Source organism: Arcicella gelida, from assembly GCF_034931025.1.
Classification (GTDB): Bacteria; Bacteroidota; Bacteroidia; order Cytophagales; family Spirosomataceae; genus Arcicella; species Arcicella gelida.
On record NZ_JAYGIL010000036.1, the window covers coordinates 46,691 to 65,171 of the forward strand.

Sequence of the window (18,481 nt, forward strand, 5' to 3'; positions counted from 1 at the left end):
AAATTTCGATTTACTTTAATAAATCCCCTTCTTTGGATACAACACCGCTTAATACTGCAAAATCTATCGCATTTAAAAGAAGTTTGCGCATTTCCTCCGTTACTCTTCCAAAGCCAAAAAGTTTAGCAATCAAAGGAACAGCATTATCAGGTTGAATAGCAATAGAATTTACTACAACTTTTTTTATAGCAATATTAATTTCTTCAGGAGAAATAAAGCTTAATTTACGTGAACTAGATGAGAGTAAACTCCTTTCTCTAATGTAAGGGGTTTCCATTTCAGGATGCCATAAAAAATCACCTTTCATCTTAATTGTATTATTTCTTACAGCATATTCAGTTGCTTCTATAAGTTTAGCTCTTACACGACTTCCTATTTTTGAAATACCGTTCGCATCAGCAACTCTTCTCGCCATTTCTTCAAAATGTACTGGAGTTTCCACTTCAACAACTTGCTCAATCCACTTACTCAATTGACCCAAAGAAAATAAATGCAGTTCTAGCTTAGTAATTTCTTCGGGTAATATAGCAGAAGTATAAGCTGGCAACAGAATCTCTATTTCTTTAGGTTCTTCACGAATAAGCTTTTTTAACTCCTCTTGTAATTCTTCTTCAATAGAATCACTATGCTCAATTTCAATCTTTGCTTTTTCAATTGCTTCTAGCAGTAAACCTATTTCTTTAACTGGATTTCGAAACCAATCTGTACTCCAAACATTATACAGTTTCCAACCCATACCTTCCAATACGGTATTTCTTAAACGATTACGGTCACGAGCAGATTTTGCACCTGCATAAGACTTACCATCACAGTTTATACCTAAGAGATATCTTCCTGGATTATCAATATCAACAACAGCTAAATCTATATAAAACCCAGCTGAACCTACTTTTTCTCTTATTACATATCCTTCATTTCTTAGACTTTCTGCCACTACTTCTTCAAAGGGTTGCTGTTTTACAGCAATTTCTTCTGTATCTCTTTCAAACTTTCCATGTTGAGCAAAGTATAGAAAGCTTTTTAAAGCCCTTATCCCAAACTTGGCATTAGGTCCAGGATTAATATCATTAGAAGTAATGTTAGTAAATATTTCGCAACGACTTTTGGCTCTGGTTATTAATACATTTAGCCTACGTTCTCCTCCTTCATTATTTAAAGGTCCAAAACTCATAGGCACTTTACCATCTTCTAATCTTCCATAGCCTATACTAATAAAAATAACATCTCTTTCATCTCCTTGAACATTTTCAAGATTTTTAACAAAAAATGGTTCATCGTTATGACTTCTAAAAAAACTCTCTACATCAAGATTTTTTCTACGTCTAATTTCCAAAGCATTCTGTATAGCTTGCATTTGAGCAGTACTAAAAGCTACTACACCTAAACTTAACTTAGGGTGTTGAAGAGCATGCTCAATAACTGCATCAGCTACTTTTTCAGCTTCTTTAGGGTTAGTCCTTGTTTTTCCTTTATCATAATAAGTATCACTTAAATGATGAAAAACTAATCCCATTCTATATTTAGACCCTGGGCTTGGGAAAATCACCAGCTTATTCTCATAAAATTCTTGATTTGATAAACTAATCAATGATTCGTGTCTGCTTCGGTAATGCCAACGCAACATACGTTGTGGTGCACTTTGAGCATCGCACATTCCTAATATACTTTGCATATCGGCAGTAACATTTTCTTCATCATCGGTTTCAGTATTCATCTTATCAAAGAAACTAGTTGGTGGCATTTGTCTTGTATCTCCTACTACAACTAATTGCTTTCCTCTTAGAATTGCTCCTAATGCATCAACTGGTCTTACCTGACTAGCTTCATCGAATATAACTAAATCAAACTCTATACTATCTGACGATAAGAAGTTAGCAATAGACATAGGACTCATCATAATTACAGGTTTAATAGCCTGTATAGCTAAACCTGCCTCCTGCATTAACTTACGTATAGGCATGTGTCTAGATTTACGATTAAATTCATTTCTAAGGATATTAATCTGTCCGCCGCCCTCTTGTTTAGGTACTCCTTCCCAATGTCTAAGAGCTACTTTTGCTCTGTTGTAAAACTGATTAAGAATATCAAGCTTTTTGAATTTTTCAATAACTTCTTCATGGCTTGCTCGTTCAAACTTTCTAATTGCTGGACTATTTATCATTACTTGTTCAATAAGAAAATCATACCAAGTCTTTTGAAGGGCTGTTTTTAATTGTAAATGAGCATCTTCCCAGCCTTCTACTACACTTAATAAATAACCAGCACCTTGTTCTTCTATATTTTCCTTAAGTACATTCCAAGAAACTACCTGATGTATTTCAGGAAGATTATAATGCCATTTTCCTAATATATTTAGTTGTGCTGTAAATGTTTTTCCTATCAGCGTGTTGTCGTCATAATCTATTTTAGTAAAAAGTGCTGAAATAGCTTCTTCCTGTTTATTTAAAGCTTCTTTTAAGGAAATTTCATGCGTTGTTGAAATTTCAGGTGACTCATTTCTTTCAAGAAATGAAAGAAACGTAGCGGGTACTTTCTCCTCCTGAATAGCCCGATGAACAGATTGTAAGTAGCTTGAAGCATTTATGACAAACGACCAATTTGTTCGCAATTTTTGCCAATTACGTCCAAAAAGTCTAATTGCAATTGGCTCCAAAGATTGGACAGTAGAAGCTAAGCGTTTACCTTCCATCAAAGTATTAATATAAACAAGCTTAGTATCTAAATCTTCTGGCATAGAAGTATTCAACAAACCGGCTAGTTGCTTAAGGCTTTTTTTATAATCACCAATTAAAAACTTATACCATTTATGTCCATGAGTAATTAAATTCTGTCGTATTTCTAGTAAATTTTGTTCCCATGCCTCTGGAATAAAGATAGAATCATATTTTTTATGTAGTTCTGATAGTCTAGAACCTGCTTCTAATATTTCAGAAATATCAACTTGATGATTTAGCCAAGCTGAATCATTTACAACCATATCTTTAATCCCTGGATTCTTAGATGCAAGTATCGTTATATCTATTAGCTTTATAGTTGAGTTTTTATCAACTGGATTAGATACAGACATGAACTGTGAAACATCTTCCACTAGTTTGAAAATATCTTTCGTTATTTGTATCGCATTTGCCAAATATTCTTTGGTAATTTCTTCATCTCTCGGCAAAAAAATATTTAGACCTACCCCATGAAATAATAGTTTTTCAGGTTGTCCTATTTTAGTTAATCTTGCTTGTATTTGTTCAGCTAACAATTCAGCTGTTTTCATACTTGAAATATTCCAAGAAGCTAAATCTTCAATTACGATTTTAGGGAATTTATAATCTTTATTTAGTTTAGAAATTTTAAGAAGTTGACCAATAACTTCTTGTGCAGACTGTCCACTCGCTGCTATTTGATAATTCACCTCGTTACAATAAGCATTCAGTTCATTTATTAGAAAACTCAAAATTCTTATTTCCTCTTCTAAATGAGTTAAAGTGGGCTTTCCTAACTCTAATACTTTTTTTAATCCTTCATGAAGTTCTCGTTTATTTGCCTTATGGCTATGCAATTCTAAACAAGCCTCTCCAAGATTAATATTATCTAGTCTCCTTTTTACAACTTCTAATGCAGCCATCTTTTCTGCGACAAAAAGTACTTTTTTGCCATTACCGACTGCATTCGCAATAAGATTTGTTATTGTCTGGGACTTTCCAGTACCGGGAGGTCCTTGTATCACCATATTGCGTCCTTCGTGGACAGCCAACATAGCTATAACCTGTGAACTGTCTGCGTCAACTACATGTAATAGTTCATTAGCTTTTGTTACAGTATCAAGATGATGATTTTCATCTATTGATGGCTGAGGTTCATTAAATCCGTTTCCAAAAAGAGATTGTATAATTTTGTTATTAAAAGGTTTTTTATTGTCTGGCCATTTAGAACTATCTAAATCATGATATATCATAAATTTCCCAAATGAGAAAAAACCTAATTCTATTACATCAGCATCAACTTTCCAGTTCTCCTGATGGAGTATACGCTGTTTTATATCTTCAATATAACTAACAATATCTAACTCCTCTTGTTCAGGGAAATCAGGAATAGTAATATTGAAGTCTACCATCAACTTAGCTTGCAATGACAAATTTATTCCAATTTCAGCACCTGAGTATCTCAATCGAAAGCGCTCATTTGCACTAGAACGTTCTAAACTCACTGGCACTAAAATCAAAGGTGCAAATCTAGTTTCTTCTATATTGCCTTTCTCATACCAACTAAGCATACCTAGAGAAAGATATAATATATTTACTCCTTGTTCTTCTATACTTGTTTTGGCAAAATAATAAGTATTAAGAATTTTAGTTTGTAATTTTTGCTCCGTTTCATTGGTTTGAAGCCTAGTGTCATTATAGGCATCCTGCAGTTCTGGTTCACTAAGCTCTGGAAGATCTAAAATAGTATCATCATCATCTTTACCAGGGCGACCTAAAAAAGTCATTCCCTTATTTTGCCTGACAAGAATATTGAAAATACTGCTAGATTGTTCTTGAACAATATGTAGTCCTCTAGCTTTTGGAGTTTTGTAATTTAGTAAGGTGTTCCGCATCCCAAGATCTAAAAGTTCTTTTCTTGAGGCCTCTAATTTAGGAAGTATAGTATCTTGCATTTGTTAAACTTTAAAGTCTTTTATTTTTCAAAAAACATTCTATAATTTAGTAATTATATGCGACTTTATTACTAAAAAAATTAAAATGTAGTTATCCTATTTTCTAAACTTCTTTTACGTTCAATAAACCAGACATTACACATTACAATGGATAATTACAGAAAATATTTCACGCAATCTATTAAGGCGAATTATCCGAAAGAATCTGATAAAATATTGGCTGATACGGATAATTATTATTCAATTATTTCAATTGATACAAAATTTGCTACAACATCAAGCAATCCGATAGATAAACGACTTGCCTTTAGTGCTTACTTTTTAGCTTTTATCAAAACATTAGATGAAAAAGGTGAGTCATTTGAGAATATAAGAAGTATTTGTCTCGAAATTGTGACAGAATATGTAACACCTAAAAACAAGTTTCAAGCTTACTTTAAACGACTTTTACCGAAACTAATAAGTACCTGGTTTGGGCAAATTTTTATAAAATCATTTCATCAAAAAGTAAGTGTAAACTCAAATCCAGATGGTTTTCTGGCAAATATTATCACCGACAAACAAGAAACTTTTGGATTTGGCTACGGCATCGATATTCTGGAATGTGGTATTTGCAAACTATTTAAAAAGCACAATTATCAAAAATATGCTTCAATACTTTGTGAAGTAGATAAAGTAACGTCTGGATTGGCTGGACTTGAATTGATAAGAACAGGAACTATTGCTAATGGAGCTACAAAATGTGATTTTAGATTCAAAATAAAAAACTAAAAAGCCTACCAAAGACAATACTCTGGTAGGCTTTTATATCCAACAATAATATCAGCAACTAGTATTTGAATACTTTTCCTCCTGCTAATACTTCTTGTGTTTTCTCATCGAAAATAACTTTCAAGCCTGTTCTGTAAGCAGCGTTCGACATGATTGTTGCAATTGAGTGCGAGTAACCTGCTTCAATTGGTGCATGACTTTGCTTACGTGAACGTACACATTCCATCCAGTTTTTAATGTGGGCAAACGTCAACGGGTCACCACCAGTGTTTGCATCTGAAGCTACTTTTTGACCTTCGAGCTTCATTGGTGCTAACAGGTTTGCTTTCATACCCATTGTTTTAGCATGACCTTCTGTTAAACCTCCAGTTGAAGAAATCTCGTTGGTATCTAAGTTAATCATACCACCATTTGAATAATACAATTCTTTTGTTTCACCTGCTGAGTTTGAGAAACGAGACGTAAATTGTACTTGGAAACCAGATTTAGGGTCATCTAATGGGCCATAATCAAATACAACTGTTAACGTATCTGCATTTGAACGACCATCTTTCCACTGATAAATTCCTCCGTTAGCTACTACGCTTCTTGGGTGTGGCAAACCTGTAAACCAGTGAACAGTATCAATTTGGTGAGACATCCATTGTCCCGGAATTCCAGAAGAATATGGCCAGAATAAACGATATTCTAAATATTTACGTGGGTCGAATGCTTCGAAAGGACGGTTCATCAAATATCGTTTCCAATCTACATCGGTTTCTTTTAAGTTTTTCACCAATTCAGGTCTTCTCCAGCGTTCTGGTTGATTAACGTTCCACATTAATTCTACCATTACGATTGGGCCAAATTTACCTGATTTGATAAATTCTTCTGCGGCAAAGTAGTTTTCACCACTTCTACGTTGCGAACCAATTTGAACGATTTGTTTTGAATTTTTTACTGCTTTCAATACTGCACGAGCATCCTCCATGGTTTCAGCCAATGGTTTTTCGGTATAAGTATCGCAACCAGCTTTTACGGCTTCCACAGTATGCAAAGCATGTTGGAAATCTGCTGTTGAAATAAATACAGCATCTACCATTTTAGAATCGTAAAGCTCTTCGTTATTTCTAAACACTTTTACATCACTTCCTAATTGCTTGTCTAAATAAGCTTTTCCTTCTTCTCTACGTCGGTTCCATAAATCTGAAAGAGCCGTCATTTCAAAGTTCATTTCTTTTTGTAAAGCTTTGAAAGGTCCTACATGAGATGCTCTGTGACGGTCAGAAAAACCTACGCAACCTACTCTTACACGGTCGTTTGCACCGATAATTTTAGCGTAAGATTTAGCACTAAATGTTAATGCTCCTAGCGAAGCAAAGGTTGTTTTTTGGATAAATTCTCTTCTTTCCATAGTTTGTTTTTGTTTTTATCAAGTGATTGGTGATTAGAATAAGTAAGTACTGTACAAAGGACTTAATCGCTATTCAAAACATTGAGCTGTTGTAGTTGCAAGCCCTTGCGGTTGCCATTTCGAGTGTGGCAACCGCAAGGGCTTGCCAACACCTTTAGTTTTAAAGTCAATTTTACCCTTATATGCACTACTAATTTCTATTCACCAATCACTAATTACTCCCTACAATGTTTTAATCTTTATATTCTTAAACGACACATTATTACCGTGGTCTTGGATTAGGATATTTCCTTTTTCGCCCGCTCCGAAACCATTGTATTTTTCGTATTTACTTCTTGCTACTAAAGCTTTGAAAATATTACTGTTGCGTTCGTATTCTACTACTTTGAAACCATTTAACCAGTGTTGTACAATATTGTTTGGATACACAATTACTCTTGCTTGATTCCAGTCGCCAATTTTGCGTTGGAAACGTTTGTCTAATTTATACGAAGGAATTAAATCATACAAGCTACTCATAGTACGATTACCAATCGACCCCATTTTTGCATCTGGGTGGCGTTCGTCATCTAATACTTGGTATTCTAAACCAATTCCCGATTTACCATTTGAATCAAAAGCTTCATTCACAAAGTATTTAACGCCAGAATTTGCACCTTCCGTCAATTTAAACTCAAAAGTTAATTCAAATGCCCCGTACTGTTCGGTAGTTACAATATCGTTACCAGTTTCAGAACCGTCGGATGGACTAACATTGATTGTTCCATCAATTACTTTCCAGTGAATATCAGGCATTTTTTCTTGATGAACGCCTTTCCAGCCTGTAAAATCTTTGCCATTGAATAACAATTTTACGCCTTGAGCTTTCTCTTGTTCAGATAAAGTATTCAAGGTTAGATTGATAACAGGCGTATTGTCTGTCGGACGAGGAGTTAGATTTTCTGTTTGGATTTTAATATTTCTCCAACGAATTTCCATGCCTTCTTTCATATCAGCATAGATAGCATGAACTTGCAAAGCGATAAAACCTTTGGCTGTCATATCATCTACCAAATTTGAAACAGGAACATCATTTACCCAAGTACGAATTACATTTCCGATGGCTTCGATACGATACTTATTCCATTGTCCATGTAATTTAAAAGCCTTTTTTGCTTCTGGATTAATGTTTGGAATATACAACCAGTCACGGCGAGCTTCATCATAAATTCCACCCGACCAAGCACGTTCTGAAGGGTCAACTTCTGCTTGATAACCATGTACTCTACCATTTTGATAATCTGGACTTGAAAGACTTCTGAACTGAATACCAGAGTTCATCCCATCGGCTACGTTAAGCTCAAGTTCCAAGATAAAATCGCCATAATCCTTTTCAGTAGCTAAAAATGAATTAGGAGTATCCTTTACTGTAGTTCCTACAATTTCACCATTTCTTACAGTATATTTAGCTTTACCCCCTAATTGTTTGAATCCTTTTAGGGTTTTTCCATCAAATAAATTTGTCCATTTTTCTTTCTGACCAAATGAAGAAAAAGATAAAATACTGATAATAAAGAAAATACTTAAAAACTTTTGTTTCATCGTTTTATTATAAAATTAGATTTATTGACAAAAGAATGTAAGATAATTTTTATACTGGATTTTATGAAAGAATCTTGAGGGGGCTGTGGGGTAATCTCTGAGAGAACCTATTATTTTCTAAACTATTTTTTGTGGACTGTAACACTCTGAACACGAAAAATTTGAACAATCCTTCTTAAATCTTTTATATCCCTTTTCAAGGGTTGAGCAACAGATAACATAGCTTTTGAAGGTTTCGAATCCAGCCTGTTAAAAACTATACGTTACATTTAAAATAAAATATCTTGAAATAAGATTTGTCTTAAAACTATTAATAGAAAAGTCTGAAGTGCTTAATTGAGTAAAATACTTGTTATTAGTAATGTTTTTCCCCGCTAGACTAAATTCAATGTTCTTGGTTTTAGGACTATATCTTAATGCAGTATCCCAAAAAAATAAACTTTCAGTTGTATTATTCATGTTGGGTAGAAAATAATCAACATTTGTTATAAAAAACCATTGTTTATTAGGCTTAATAATTACTTTGGATGAGTTATTGAACGAACTATTACGATTTTTTTGACTATTGGTACTTTTGGAAGTGGTTTGTCCAAAAGTGAATATATTTTCAAAATTAATCTTTGTATCAAAAGCTGTTTTGATAAATAACTCTGAGGAAAGTAAATGACTTTCATTTTGTCTCAAGTCTGAATTATTGACAATATTGTAGTAAGAAGCAATTGCGTAATTAGACTTTAATCTTACTGTACTTTGTAGTATCGGAAAATATTTTTCAATCAAAAAATTAAAGTTTATATTCTGGTTTGATTTTGGAGAGTAAAAATATTCCATTTGAGTAATATTCTCATTGATAAAAATATTAGGCAAATAATTCCCTTCACTTTTTGAATAGCTAATACCCAAGTTTAATCTAAATTGCTCGTACAAATTATTTATTAAATAGATAAGCCCCACTAAGGAAGTCTTTTGAAGGGCTAAAGTAGGAATATTTTTGATGGTCATTCGATTGGACACATAGATAGGTCTGTCGAAAAAATACTCTTCAGAAAAAGGTTTTTGAATGTAATTACTTCTGAATAAAATACCAGAAGAACTACTGAATCTGTATTTTAGTGAAAATGAAGGCTCAAAGATTACGATATTTTTACTCGAATTTTTAAAATCATTTGTTAATTCCTGCTGCATATAACTTAAAGTGTATGAAGGTAATACCTTAAAGTTTCCTAAATTGAATTCAAAACTTACTTTGTTATTTAAAGAATATTTTTTGTAGGTAAAATCATTTTTTAGCTTATCAGCATTATCATTATTCATTAAATTTGATTGAAAATTACTTTTTTCAATATTACTACCAACACTAAAAGTATATTTACTTTTACCTATTCGACCAAGTAATGTAGATTTTAAATCAACAATATCTTTTTTGTCATTACTTTGTTGATTATCAACAAAGTACACTAATGAATCCATTAAAGATGGACTTAAAAAGTAATTTTGAGGTATATTATTTGAAGATTGAGTTAGTAATACTTGGAAAGCTTCTTTATCGGAAAGCCTTTGTGTAAATAACAATGATTGTTTAAAATCGAAATCATTAGTTCTTAGTATTGCTTGATATTTTTTTGAATTATTTTGTAGAATATTCGTAGATGTATTTAAGTTTTCTCGGCTTATTGTTAGCTTGTATTCTAACAGAGACCTTTCAGTGAAGCTACTTTTAATTTCAAAATCACTACGATATTGCTGAGGGACTTTTCTTGAATCATAACGATCAGAAGACAAAATTTGCTGATTGCTTATCAAATTATTATTATCAAATACTTGGTTTGATGATATGTTGTCATGAAGATAGTAAAGATTACTTTTAACACTGATATGTTTGCCAATTTTAAACACACTATTGTAACTACCAAATAAAGCTTTGTTTATATTAGTCCTTTTTTCATCTAATGAACTTGCGTAGATGGTTTCAGGGATGATTTTTTTGGCAAGAAAATCTGTTTCTTTAATTTGTTCAACACTTGGGGTGGATGAGAAATAATCAAAAGGAGAATTATTAACGCCTACATTATTAAAAGATAGTGTACCAAAAGATTTATACTTTTTTGAAATTCCTAAAATATTGAATGCACTATTAAATACAGATTTGCTTCCTTCTGTAATGCCATTTCCTAAATCAATATTACCAGAAAAATCAAATTTACTTTTTTTCAATTTTAAGTTTAGTGCAACTTTTTCTCCCCCTTCAATACCTTTTAGTAAAGGATTAGCAGAATAGTTTTCAATTGCTTGCACTTGTTCTACCATATCAACATTGATATTTTTAGTTCCTATAGAATAATTTAAACCAAACAAATCATCTCCTTCTAATTTTACGGTTTCTATTGACTTTCCCTTGTAAGTAATTTCGCCAGTTTTATCATTTACTTCAACGCCAGGAAGTTTCTTTATTACATCTTCTATTTTCCTTTCACTACCATCTCGGTAGGCTGCAACATTAAATTTTACAGTGTCTTCTTTTATTACAAATGGAGGAGATTTCGCTGTTACAATTACTTCTTTTAATTCGACCACACTATCTTTTTGTAAGACAAAATGATGAACGTATGATGTTTTTTTATCAAGGTTTTCAATTGGGAAAACCTCTTTTCTGTATCTATTTGCTGATACCTCTATGACAATTTTACGAAAATTCCCTTTCAACAATAATGAGTATTGTCCATCTTGTGCAATAACAAAGTCACGAATGGTTTCTGCTGTTAAAGAATCTTTTACCACAATGTTGGCAAGTGGCACTTTTTCTCCAAGACTGTTTTCTATTTTCCCACTTATTATTTGAGAAAAGGGCGTAAAAGGAATAAGAACAAAGAAAATGAGGTATCGAATATAATTCACATCCTTACTAATATTCAATACCAGTACCTTCTTGAGCTTTAGGATAAATGATTTCGGGAGCATCAATTTTAACATAACCTTTTGAATCACTATCAGCATTCGTTCTAACCATCTTAACAGTATTATCAACCGTGATAATAAATTTGGACACAAAATCATCCCAACTAATAAATTTATAGTTAGTAATATTAGCTGGCTTAAAACTTGTTGTATAATTTTTTATGATTTTTACAGCAACAAATTGATATAAATCATCATCAGATTTAACTTCTAGAATTAGGCCTGGTAATCCTCCAAATTTCCAAGGTCCATTAGAGTATGGAAGATTAACCGCATAATAAACGATATACTTACGCCCTCTAAAATGAGTTATTGCGGCATTGCACTTCTGATTTAGCACAATCTTTGTACCATTAGTTAATTCCCATTTCATATTATTAAGCGAGTCTTTAACATAAAAGGTTTTATTAAAGATAAAATCACTTAGGTAGATTGTTTTATTGAAATGATTTTTAACAAAAAAGGCTTTATCCAGCACATTTGTTGACTCTTCTGAAGGCATGTCTTTCCATAGCGTAATAGAATCACCTATGATTAATTCATTTCTGTATGAACTGTTTTTATATTTTACTGCAAATTCAATATTAAGATTTTGGCAAAACGAAAAATTGGGTAGCAATAAGAGTACAAAGAGTAGTGTTTTCATAATTTTGATTTGGTTTAAAGGAATACGGGCTATTTCCAGCATTAAAAATAGCCCATAAACCCAATTCAACACATTTTATAAAAAGAAAGAAGCTGCTTTATATGCGACATCACATGCTTCTCTTCTAGTACAAGTACAAGTTGATGTTACTGTTACATCATACTTCCCTGTTCTTACTGTTACTGAACAAGACGTTGCTATCAGATTCTTTGATTTGGTAGTTTTTTTAATTCCAATATTCGATGCAGCAAATACATCAACTGTTCCTACTAAAAGGAGTAATCCAACAAAAAGTGATTTAGTTTTCATTTTTTTAGAAGTCTAATTGCTCCATTTGGTCTTGAGCGTTAAATCGACCTTATGCCAATTGTTTCATGTTCGCATATTCCACTATTCTTTTTTTGTTTCTTTGAGTTAAAAGACTAAAACCCTCAATTCGTAGCTACTGAATATTTTTAAAAACATATTAATCAAGCATTAATATATAACTAATCATACGTTTATCTAATTCATTTTTAAAAAGCACCTTTATCCATAAAATCAAAATATATGTTATTGATAAAGTAAATATCGTGTAAAATAAAAAGCTAAAAAATACGTAGTGTACGTATTTTTTAGCTTTTTACAACATTTTAATGATATAAGTTATAAAATACTTAGAACCTCTTTTGAGATTTTGTTAAGGTTATCACTAGGTAAAAGGTCTAATTTTTTTCTAATACTTGTCCTGTGAATTTCAACTGTTCTGACAGAAATAAACATTAAATCTGCAATTTCTTTTGAAGGTCTATTTTCTGCTAATAATTTAATCATTCCTTTTTCTCTTTCTGTCAATAGTTGTACTTTTTGAAAAATTTCAATATTTTTTATTTTTTCTAAATATTCATAATGTCTTGGACTTAACAAGAATGCTTTTCTGGTAGCATTTTCAAAGCGTTGAAAACTCACTGGTTTCATTAATAAATCAATTGAATTCTTTTCAATTGATTTAATCGCTAAATCGGAATAGCCCGTTACAAAAATTACCATACTTTTACTTTTAATTTTATCAAAAAGACCTAAACCTGATAGTTTAGGCATATTTATATCTGTAATAACTAAATCTATTTTGCTTTCAAGAATCAACTTTAAAGCAAAAAAAGAGTCTTTTGTAGTAGCAATTAAATCCAAATATGGAATTTGTTTAATGAAATCGGTAAGTAAGTCAATAGATGATTGTTCATCGTCGATAATAAGACATTTTAATTTCATAACATTAGAAAAGGAAAAGGTTTTGAAAAACTATTTGTTAGAGCACGTCTTCTGATTTGAGTATTAATATCAGGAAGCACTATTCAGAAAAGTAATTGAGAATGCTTGTTCGCTTAAAAGAAGAAGAGATAAGATATTTAAAAGCTTCTGGAAGATTTTCACTTTATTCAACATAGTAGAATTTATTTAGAAGGTTAAGAATTGTATATATCAACTAATCAACAACTTACGAATAACTTTAACTTAAACAAACATAAGGAATATTTGTAAAAACACAAAAAATACACATAGTTTTTAACAAATTATTTAATGGTATTTCTTATGAGAATAGTAAAGGACATTAAGAGACAAAAAGCCCAAGACTACCTTATTCAACAAATTTACATTATACTTTTCTATGGCTTGTAAATAACAACTCTCGAAAAAACAAAAAGCGTAATGAATTTTAAGATTCATCACGCTTTTAAAGCAGTATTCTGTAAATTACTCCACTCCTTTTACTTGCATTTGTAAAGTATAAATGGATTCTGAAGCGGTAATGAATAAAGTTTTGCGGTCTTTTCCACCAAAACAAATATTTCCGACCCAGTTTGAAGGCACGGGAATATTACCCAATTTTTCGCCTTCTTTGTTATAAATCGTTACGCCTTTGCCCGTCAGATACAAATTCCCTTGACTATCCAAAGTCATCCCATCTGAACCCATCGGAGCAAAAAGCTGACGATTTGCCAATTTCCCATCCGCTTGAATTTCATATCTGTACGTTTTACTATCACGAATATCTGCTACAAATAAATACTTTCCATCCGACGTACCCACAATACCGTTAGGTTGTTTGAGGTCACCGTCCACAAGGATTACTTCTTTTGCACCTTTGGCTAAGTAATACACATTTTGTTTGTCGATTTCGGGCTTTTTTCTTGTCCAATAATCACGCTGATAATATGGATCGGTGAAGTAAATTCCACCTTTAGGGTCAATCCATAAATCATTTGGGCCATTGGCTTTTAGTCCTTTGATGTTATCCAACAAAACCGATACTTTTCCTTTATCAATTGCCCAAAGCTCATTTTTTTCGTCGGCACAGGCAATTAATCTTCCTTTTTTATCAAAATACAATCCATTTGAACGACCCGTTTTATCCATAAAAAGGCTCAGTTTTCCATCCGCACTATATTTCCAGATTTTATCATTGGGTTGGTCGGTAAAGAAAATATTACCTTTTTTATCCACCGCCGGGCCTTCGGTAAAAGTAAATTGCTTAGATACTTGCACCAAGGAAGCCCCTTTTTGAACAAGATTCAAGGCAGCAATATCATCATTCGACTGTGCCAACAATAATTGATTCGACAACAAGAGTACAACAAGTACACGGCTAAACTTTATCATATTTATTAGGATTGTTTAAACTAAAAAAGCAAGTTACAGCTTTGTATCTTGCTTTCTGGGGAGATTTGTGGGGTTTGGGGATATTGTTGGGAAAGATTGAGGGTCTAAAGTTCAAAAGGACTTGAAGTAACGAGGAATAGTTAATTATCTAATCGTCCAATCTTCTAAAATAATTCCTCCTATCCTTTTAAAATGTGCAGTATTGTTGGTAACCATTACTAAGTTGTTGGTTATAGACGTAACACCAATCAACAAATCAAAATCATCAATTGGAGTTCCAACTTTACGCAGTCTTGCTTTTTCTTGTGCATACAAATCTAACGAACTGAAAATCGGTAGCACTTGAACACCAGTCAGAAAATTATCTAATGCTTTTCTATTCTTCTCAGGTCGTTCACTATTTTCTACGCCGAATTTCAATTCTGCTAAAGTTATTTCTGAAATAAAACAATCATTGACTGTCAGACCCTCAAATTTATCTTTAAGGTCAAACTTGCCTTTCATATAAAAAATAGCAATGTTCGTATCTATCAAATATTTGTTCAAAACGATTCAATTTGACGGTTAAAAACTCTACTCGCACGAATTTCATCAATTATTTCTTCTGCTGATTTTGAAGATTCAAAAGCTCCATAGGCTTCACTAAATGAGGATTTTTTAGTACTCAAATCTGCATTAACGGATGCTGTCAATTTAGCAATTAAATCTAATTTATTGCTTTGACTGAGGTTATCCAACAAACTTAAATAACCATCTATAATTTTTGAGTTATATTCTAAAGGATTCATGTTTTTGAGGTTTTGGTTAATACTATTTAAAAAAAATTACAGAATTTTTTTTAAATAGCGAAAAAACTAAGAATTTATATTTCTATCAATCTGTTAGTGAGACAAACGAGTGTTTCACTGCTAAATCAGTGAAAATATTTACAGAATAAGTTTGTATTACATTTATTATTTCAAGCCAAAAAGTCTTGGAATAGCGAGCTAAGGAAATATTTAAACTTGATATTAAAAATAACAATTATTTTATTGCCGCTAATGTAATGGCACTTATATTTTGATTAAATGAGTTTATCCCTACTGATACAAGCTCGCCTAAAGCAGGATTGTATCCTTTTTTTAAAATTGCTCTATAAAGGCAATCTAAAATACTCAAATTGTTTTCTGGAATCCCATTATCAATTTTCAGCGATAAAAAAGAACCAAGTGCCAAAGGTCTAATTAAAGCATATCCTTCAAGTTCTGAAATACTATGATGCATCTCCATGTGTCCACCATCTCCAAGACTGGAATTAAGAAAAGCAATACATACCCTTGTAGACAATTCTGCTAAATCCTCAAATGATAAAAACTTCATTTGTCCATTACAAATAATTGGAATAACAGCCAAATTACTTGGGTCTATTTTAAAATGGCAAAGAGAGGAAGAAGCAATATATTTTTCGAAAGGAGATAAATTCAACTTCATTAATTCGTTTAATTGTTGTTTTCCCCATTCTTGCATTGTTTCTGGTGATGCAGTGTAGTGATCCATTTCCCTTTTTGCTGATTTGGGAGTGTAATCTAAATATCCAATATATCTATTTGCTTCCCTAGAATGAACATCATAAGCAAGACCTCCAACAGTTTCTATCCTCAGAAAATCCTGCTGTGTTCTGTCAATCTTTGTATTTATAGCAGCAATTCCTAAAATATTTCCATTTTCAATAATTGGCTTTATTCTTGCAATATTGTTTACAATATATTCTTTAGTTGATGCCGAATCTGGTTGAAATTCTGCAAATGAAATTTTTGTAAGCCATTTTAGGATGTCAAAATTGGCGGAAGTAATACTTTCATGTACTTTGATTTCATTTTTATCAAGTTCTTTATAGAAAACGGGGACATCTAATCCTGCACAAATAGAAGAAAGATAATCTCCAAAAGGAACTTTAAAATTAATGGAACCCATTCTATTAGTCTTAATTTCTACTAGCAAATCATCAGAAACCATATTAGGTTTTAACTTTAATTTGACTTGTGTTGAAAGGGATGAATTAAAATTTGAAGGAGTTCCTTTTGACAGTATTGGTCTTAATGAAAAACCATTGTTAAATTTTAATTGACGAATATCAGATAGTCCTGCTGTGTAATTACGTGATGAAACAAATACTTGTTCTGCTAACATAAAAACAGAGTAGAATCCAATTCCAAACTTTCCAATTGATTTAAATTTTGAAGAACGAAGACCTGGAAATTCGCTTTGTACTAAACTTGAAGTCCAGAAACTTGTTCCAAAATCTAATAGTGGTCCTGTTAAAATTCTCTCTGACATACCAATGCCATTATCTTCAATTGTAATCCAAGTAGACGTTACATCTTTACTAAGATTTATTGTTATTTTCCCTTCAAAGTTGTTATCCAATGCACCCCGAGCTTTAAGTGCATCTCTTGCATTTTGTATCATTTCACGGAGAATAATTCCTAAATTATCCGAACCAGCCCCATAAAGCATCTCGCCTCCTAAATTAGAGATAACCTTTTCGATATTTCCTACATGAACTTTAGCTGAACGGGGTTCCCACCCATCTGATTTTATGTAACTTGACATACTTTCAGGTGAACCAATCCCTTTTATATTCTTAACTTTAAATAATTTTCCACCTCTGTTTCCAAGTATTAAATTGCAAGATTTTATTTCTCTATCAGCCAAACAAATAGCATCGTATGCAGTATACCAAGCATTTGAGTCTGTTTCTTTAAAGTCAATTGTAGAAGTAAAAAGTATGGTCTCTTTATTAGGGTCTGCTTGGTCAATGTCCACTTTTGCCAATCTATTTTGTGCTATCCAATGGTCAAATGAAACGCCATTACGTTTTAGAAGAGCATGTAAAAAGTCTGGGGCTCTTTCATTGTCAATATGAATAGCATCAGCACACCTTAAAATACAAGCTAACTTTACTGCATCAATCCGCCATTCTCTTGGGTAGCCCGTTGGTACATTTAATTGAGCATTAAAAGTTGAAACTACTGTTTCAATATCCCAATGATGGCTAGATGCAATTTGTCCAATAAGTTTACCTAAATGATTTCGTAATTCATGATTTTCAAGCAGAAACATTTCACTGCCTGTGCTATTATCTTTCCATTTGATATGTAATAATTTTTCTGCCTGATACGCATGTAGATTACGGAGAGTTGCAAAGTCTGCTTGATGTTCTAACTCTTCATTTGAAAGATTAGGATTTGATTCTTTTATATCCGCAAAAGCATCTTTCCATTGTATTGTAGTTCTTAACCCAGTTTTTCCATTTTCAAATGCTTCAAAACTAAGTGCAGAATCATGTAATAAAAAGGCAGCACCAAGAACAAAACCTTCCAAAGGAGTAAGGTCAAACTCATCTCCAATAATTATGCTACCTGTTTCCCATAAAGCATCTAAATGACTTATATCATGTTGCGTTAATTCTGGTAAAGTCCTTGCTATTTGAGTTACTAAAAAACTTGTATTTTTTCTAAGTTGCCAAAAAGCATTTCTTAAAATTTCACGCTCGTTTTTAAATTCGTCAAATTCTCTGTGGGCTAAGGTGTTTTTCCAAATGGATGTTCTTTCTATTCTTGATGATGTCATTGCTTTGTAGGGTCTCTTTTAGGGTTCTTCCCAATCTTCAAATTGCATAAAGTTGAACAAGAATATTGAATTGTTCAAAAATATTTTTCTCCAAGTTAAACTTATTCAGTTTTGTTTAGACACTATCCCTAATTTTGTGTAAGTTGTTTTTTGTATTGATTATTTGTTTTTGATTCTTTGGTCAAAAATAAGGTAAAATTGGTTGATAATAATTCCCCAGTTATGAATGGGTTTA

12 protein-coding genes are annotated in these 18,481 nt (G+C 32.2%); 1 reads left to right on the plus strand and 11 read right to left on the minus strand.

Annotated elements, in window-relative coordinates:
• Positions 1–10: 10 nt before the first annotated feature.
• Positions 11–4,648, minus strand: a complete 4,638-nt coding sequence (locus tag VB776_RS21190; RefSeq protein ID WP_323698870.1) for a DUF3320 domain-containing protein — start codon at positions 4,646–4,648, stop codon at positions 11–13.
• Positions 4,649–4,795: 147 nt separating this feature from the next.
• On the opposite strand from VB776_RS21190, the gene VB776_RS21195 reads away from it, so the two are divergent.
• Entirely contained in the window at positions 4,796–5,419 is a 624-nt protein-coding gene (locus tag VB776_RS21195) for an L-2-amino-thiazoline-4-carboxylic acid hydrolase (protein WP_323698871.1), read from the plus strand.
• A gap of 58 nt (positions 5,420–5,477) precedes the next feature.
• Here VB776_RS21195 and VB776_RS21200 read toward each other — a convergent pair whose 3' ends face one another.
• The 10 genes from VB776_RS21200 to VB776_RS21245 form a co-directional block, all read right to left on the minus strand.
• Positions 5,478–6,812: a Gfo/Idh/MocA family protein gene (locus VB776_RS21200; protein WP_323698872.1), complete on the minus strand. Its 1,335-nt coding sequence runs from the start codon at positions 6,810–6,812 to the stop codon at positions 5,478–5,480.
• A 222-nt stretch (positions 6,813–7,034) separates the two neighbouring features.
• Positions 7,035–8,393, minus strand: coding sequence for a 3-keto-disaccharide hydrolase (locus tag VB776_RS21205; RefSeq protein WP_323698873.1), 1,359 nt, complete (start codon positions 8,391–8,393; stop codon positions 7,035–7,037).
• A 249-nt stretch (positions 8,394–8,642) separates the two neighbouring features.
• Positions 8,643–11,096, minus strand: a complete 2,454-nt coding sequence (locus VB776_RS21210; RefSeq protein WP_323698874.1) for a hypothetical protein — start codon at positions 11,094–11,096, stop codon at positions 8,643–8,645.
• Between the two features lie 199 nt (positions 11,097–11,295).
• The gene (locus VB776_RS21215) at positions 11,296–11,994 is read right to left on the minus strand and encodes a GLPGLI family protein (protein WP_323698875.1); all 699 of its coding nucleotides are present in this window, start codon (positions 11,992–11,994) and stop codon (positions 11,296–11,298) included.
• Positions 11,995–12,069: 75 nt separating this feature from the next.
• Complete coding sequence (locus tag VB776_RS21220) at positions 12,070–12,303, minus strand: hypothetical protein (RefSeq protein WP_323698876.1); 234 nt, start codon at positions 12,301–12,303, stop codon at positions 12,070–12,072.
• A gap of 336 nt (positions 12,304–12,639) precedes the next feature.
• Complete coding sequence (locus tag VB776_RS21225; protein WP_323698877.1) at positions 12,640–13,245, minus strand: response regulator transcription factor; 606 nt, start codon at positions 13,243–13,245, stop codon at positions 12,640–12,642.
• Between the two features lie 483 nt (positions 13,246–13,728).
• Positions 13,729–14,634 (minus strand): SMP-30/gluconolactonase/LRE family protein, encoded by a 906-nt coding sequence (locus tag VB776_RS21230; protein ID WP_323698878.1) that lies wholly within the window; start codon positions 14,632–14,634, stop codon positions 13,729–13,731.
• A 144-nt stretch (positions 14,635–14,778) separates the two neighbouring features.
• Positions 14,779–15,180 (minus strand): type II toxin-antitoxin system VapC family toxin, encoded by a 402-nt coding sequence (locus VB776_RS21235; RefSeq protein WP_323698879.1) that lies wholly within the window; start codon positions 15,178–15,180, stop codon positions 14,779–14,781.
• On the minus strand, positions 15,177–15,422 hold the full coding sequence (locus VB776_RS21240; protein ID WP_323698880.1) for a hypothetical protein: 246 nt from the start codon (positions 15,420–15,422) through the stop codon (positions 15,177–15,179). The genes VB776_RS21235 and VB776_RS21240 overlap by 4 nt, the downstream gene beginning before the upstream one ends.
• A gap of 235 nt (positions 15,423–15,657) precedes the next feature.
• Positions 15,658–18,246: an HD domain-containing protein gene (locus tag VB776_RS21245; RefSeq protein ID WP_323698881.1), complete on the minus strand. Its 2,589-nt coding sequence runs from the start codon at positions 18,244–18,246 to the stop codon at positions 15,658–15,660.
• Between the last annotated feature and the right edge of the window lie 235 nt (positions 18,247–18,481).

Bases quoted from the DNA above. Each gene is read 5' to 3' on its own strand.
- VB776_RS21190 (WP_323698870.1), bottom strand. From the start codon at position 4,648: ATGCAAGATACTATACTTCCTAAATTAGAGGCCTCAAGAAAAGAACTT.
- VB776_RS21195 (WP_323698871.1), top strand. From the start codon at position 4,796: ATGGATAATTACAGAAAATATTTCACGCAATCTATTAAGGCGAATTAT.
- VB776_RS21200 (WP_323698872.1), bottom strand. From the start codon at position 6,812: ATGGAAAGAAGAGAATTTATCCAAAAAACAACCTTTGCTTCGCTAGGA.
- VB776_RS21205 (WP_323698873.1), bottom strand. From the start codon at position 8,393: ATGAAACAAAAGTTTTTAAGTATTTTCTTTATTATCAGTATTTTATCT.
- VB776_RS21215 (WP_323698875.1), bottom strand. From the start codon at position 11,994: ATGAAAACACTACTCTTTGTACTCTTATTGCTACCCAATTTTTCGTTT.
- VB776_RS21220 (WP_323698876.1), bottom strand. From the start codon at position 12,303: ATGAAAACTAAATCACTTTTTGTTGGATTACTCCTTTTAGTAGGAACA.
- VB776_RS21225 (WP_323698877.1), bottom strand. From the start codon at position 13,245: ATGAAATTAAAATGTCTTATTATCGACGATGAACAATCATCTATTGAC.
- VB776_RS21230 (WP_323698878.1), bottom strand. From the start codon at position 14,634: ATGATAAAGTTTAGCCGTGTACTTGTTGTACTCTTGTTGTCGAATCAA.
- VB776_RS21240 (WP_323698880.1), bottom strand. From the start codon at position 15,422: ATGAATCCTTTAGAATATAACTCAAAAATTATAGATGGTTATTTAAGT.
- VB776_RS21245 (WP_323698881.1), bottom strand. From the start codon at position 18,246: ATGACATCATCAAGAATAGAAAGAACATCCATTTGGAAAAACACCTTA.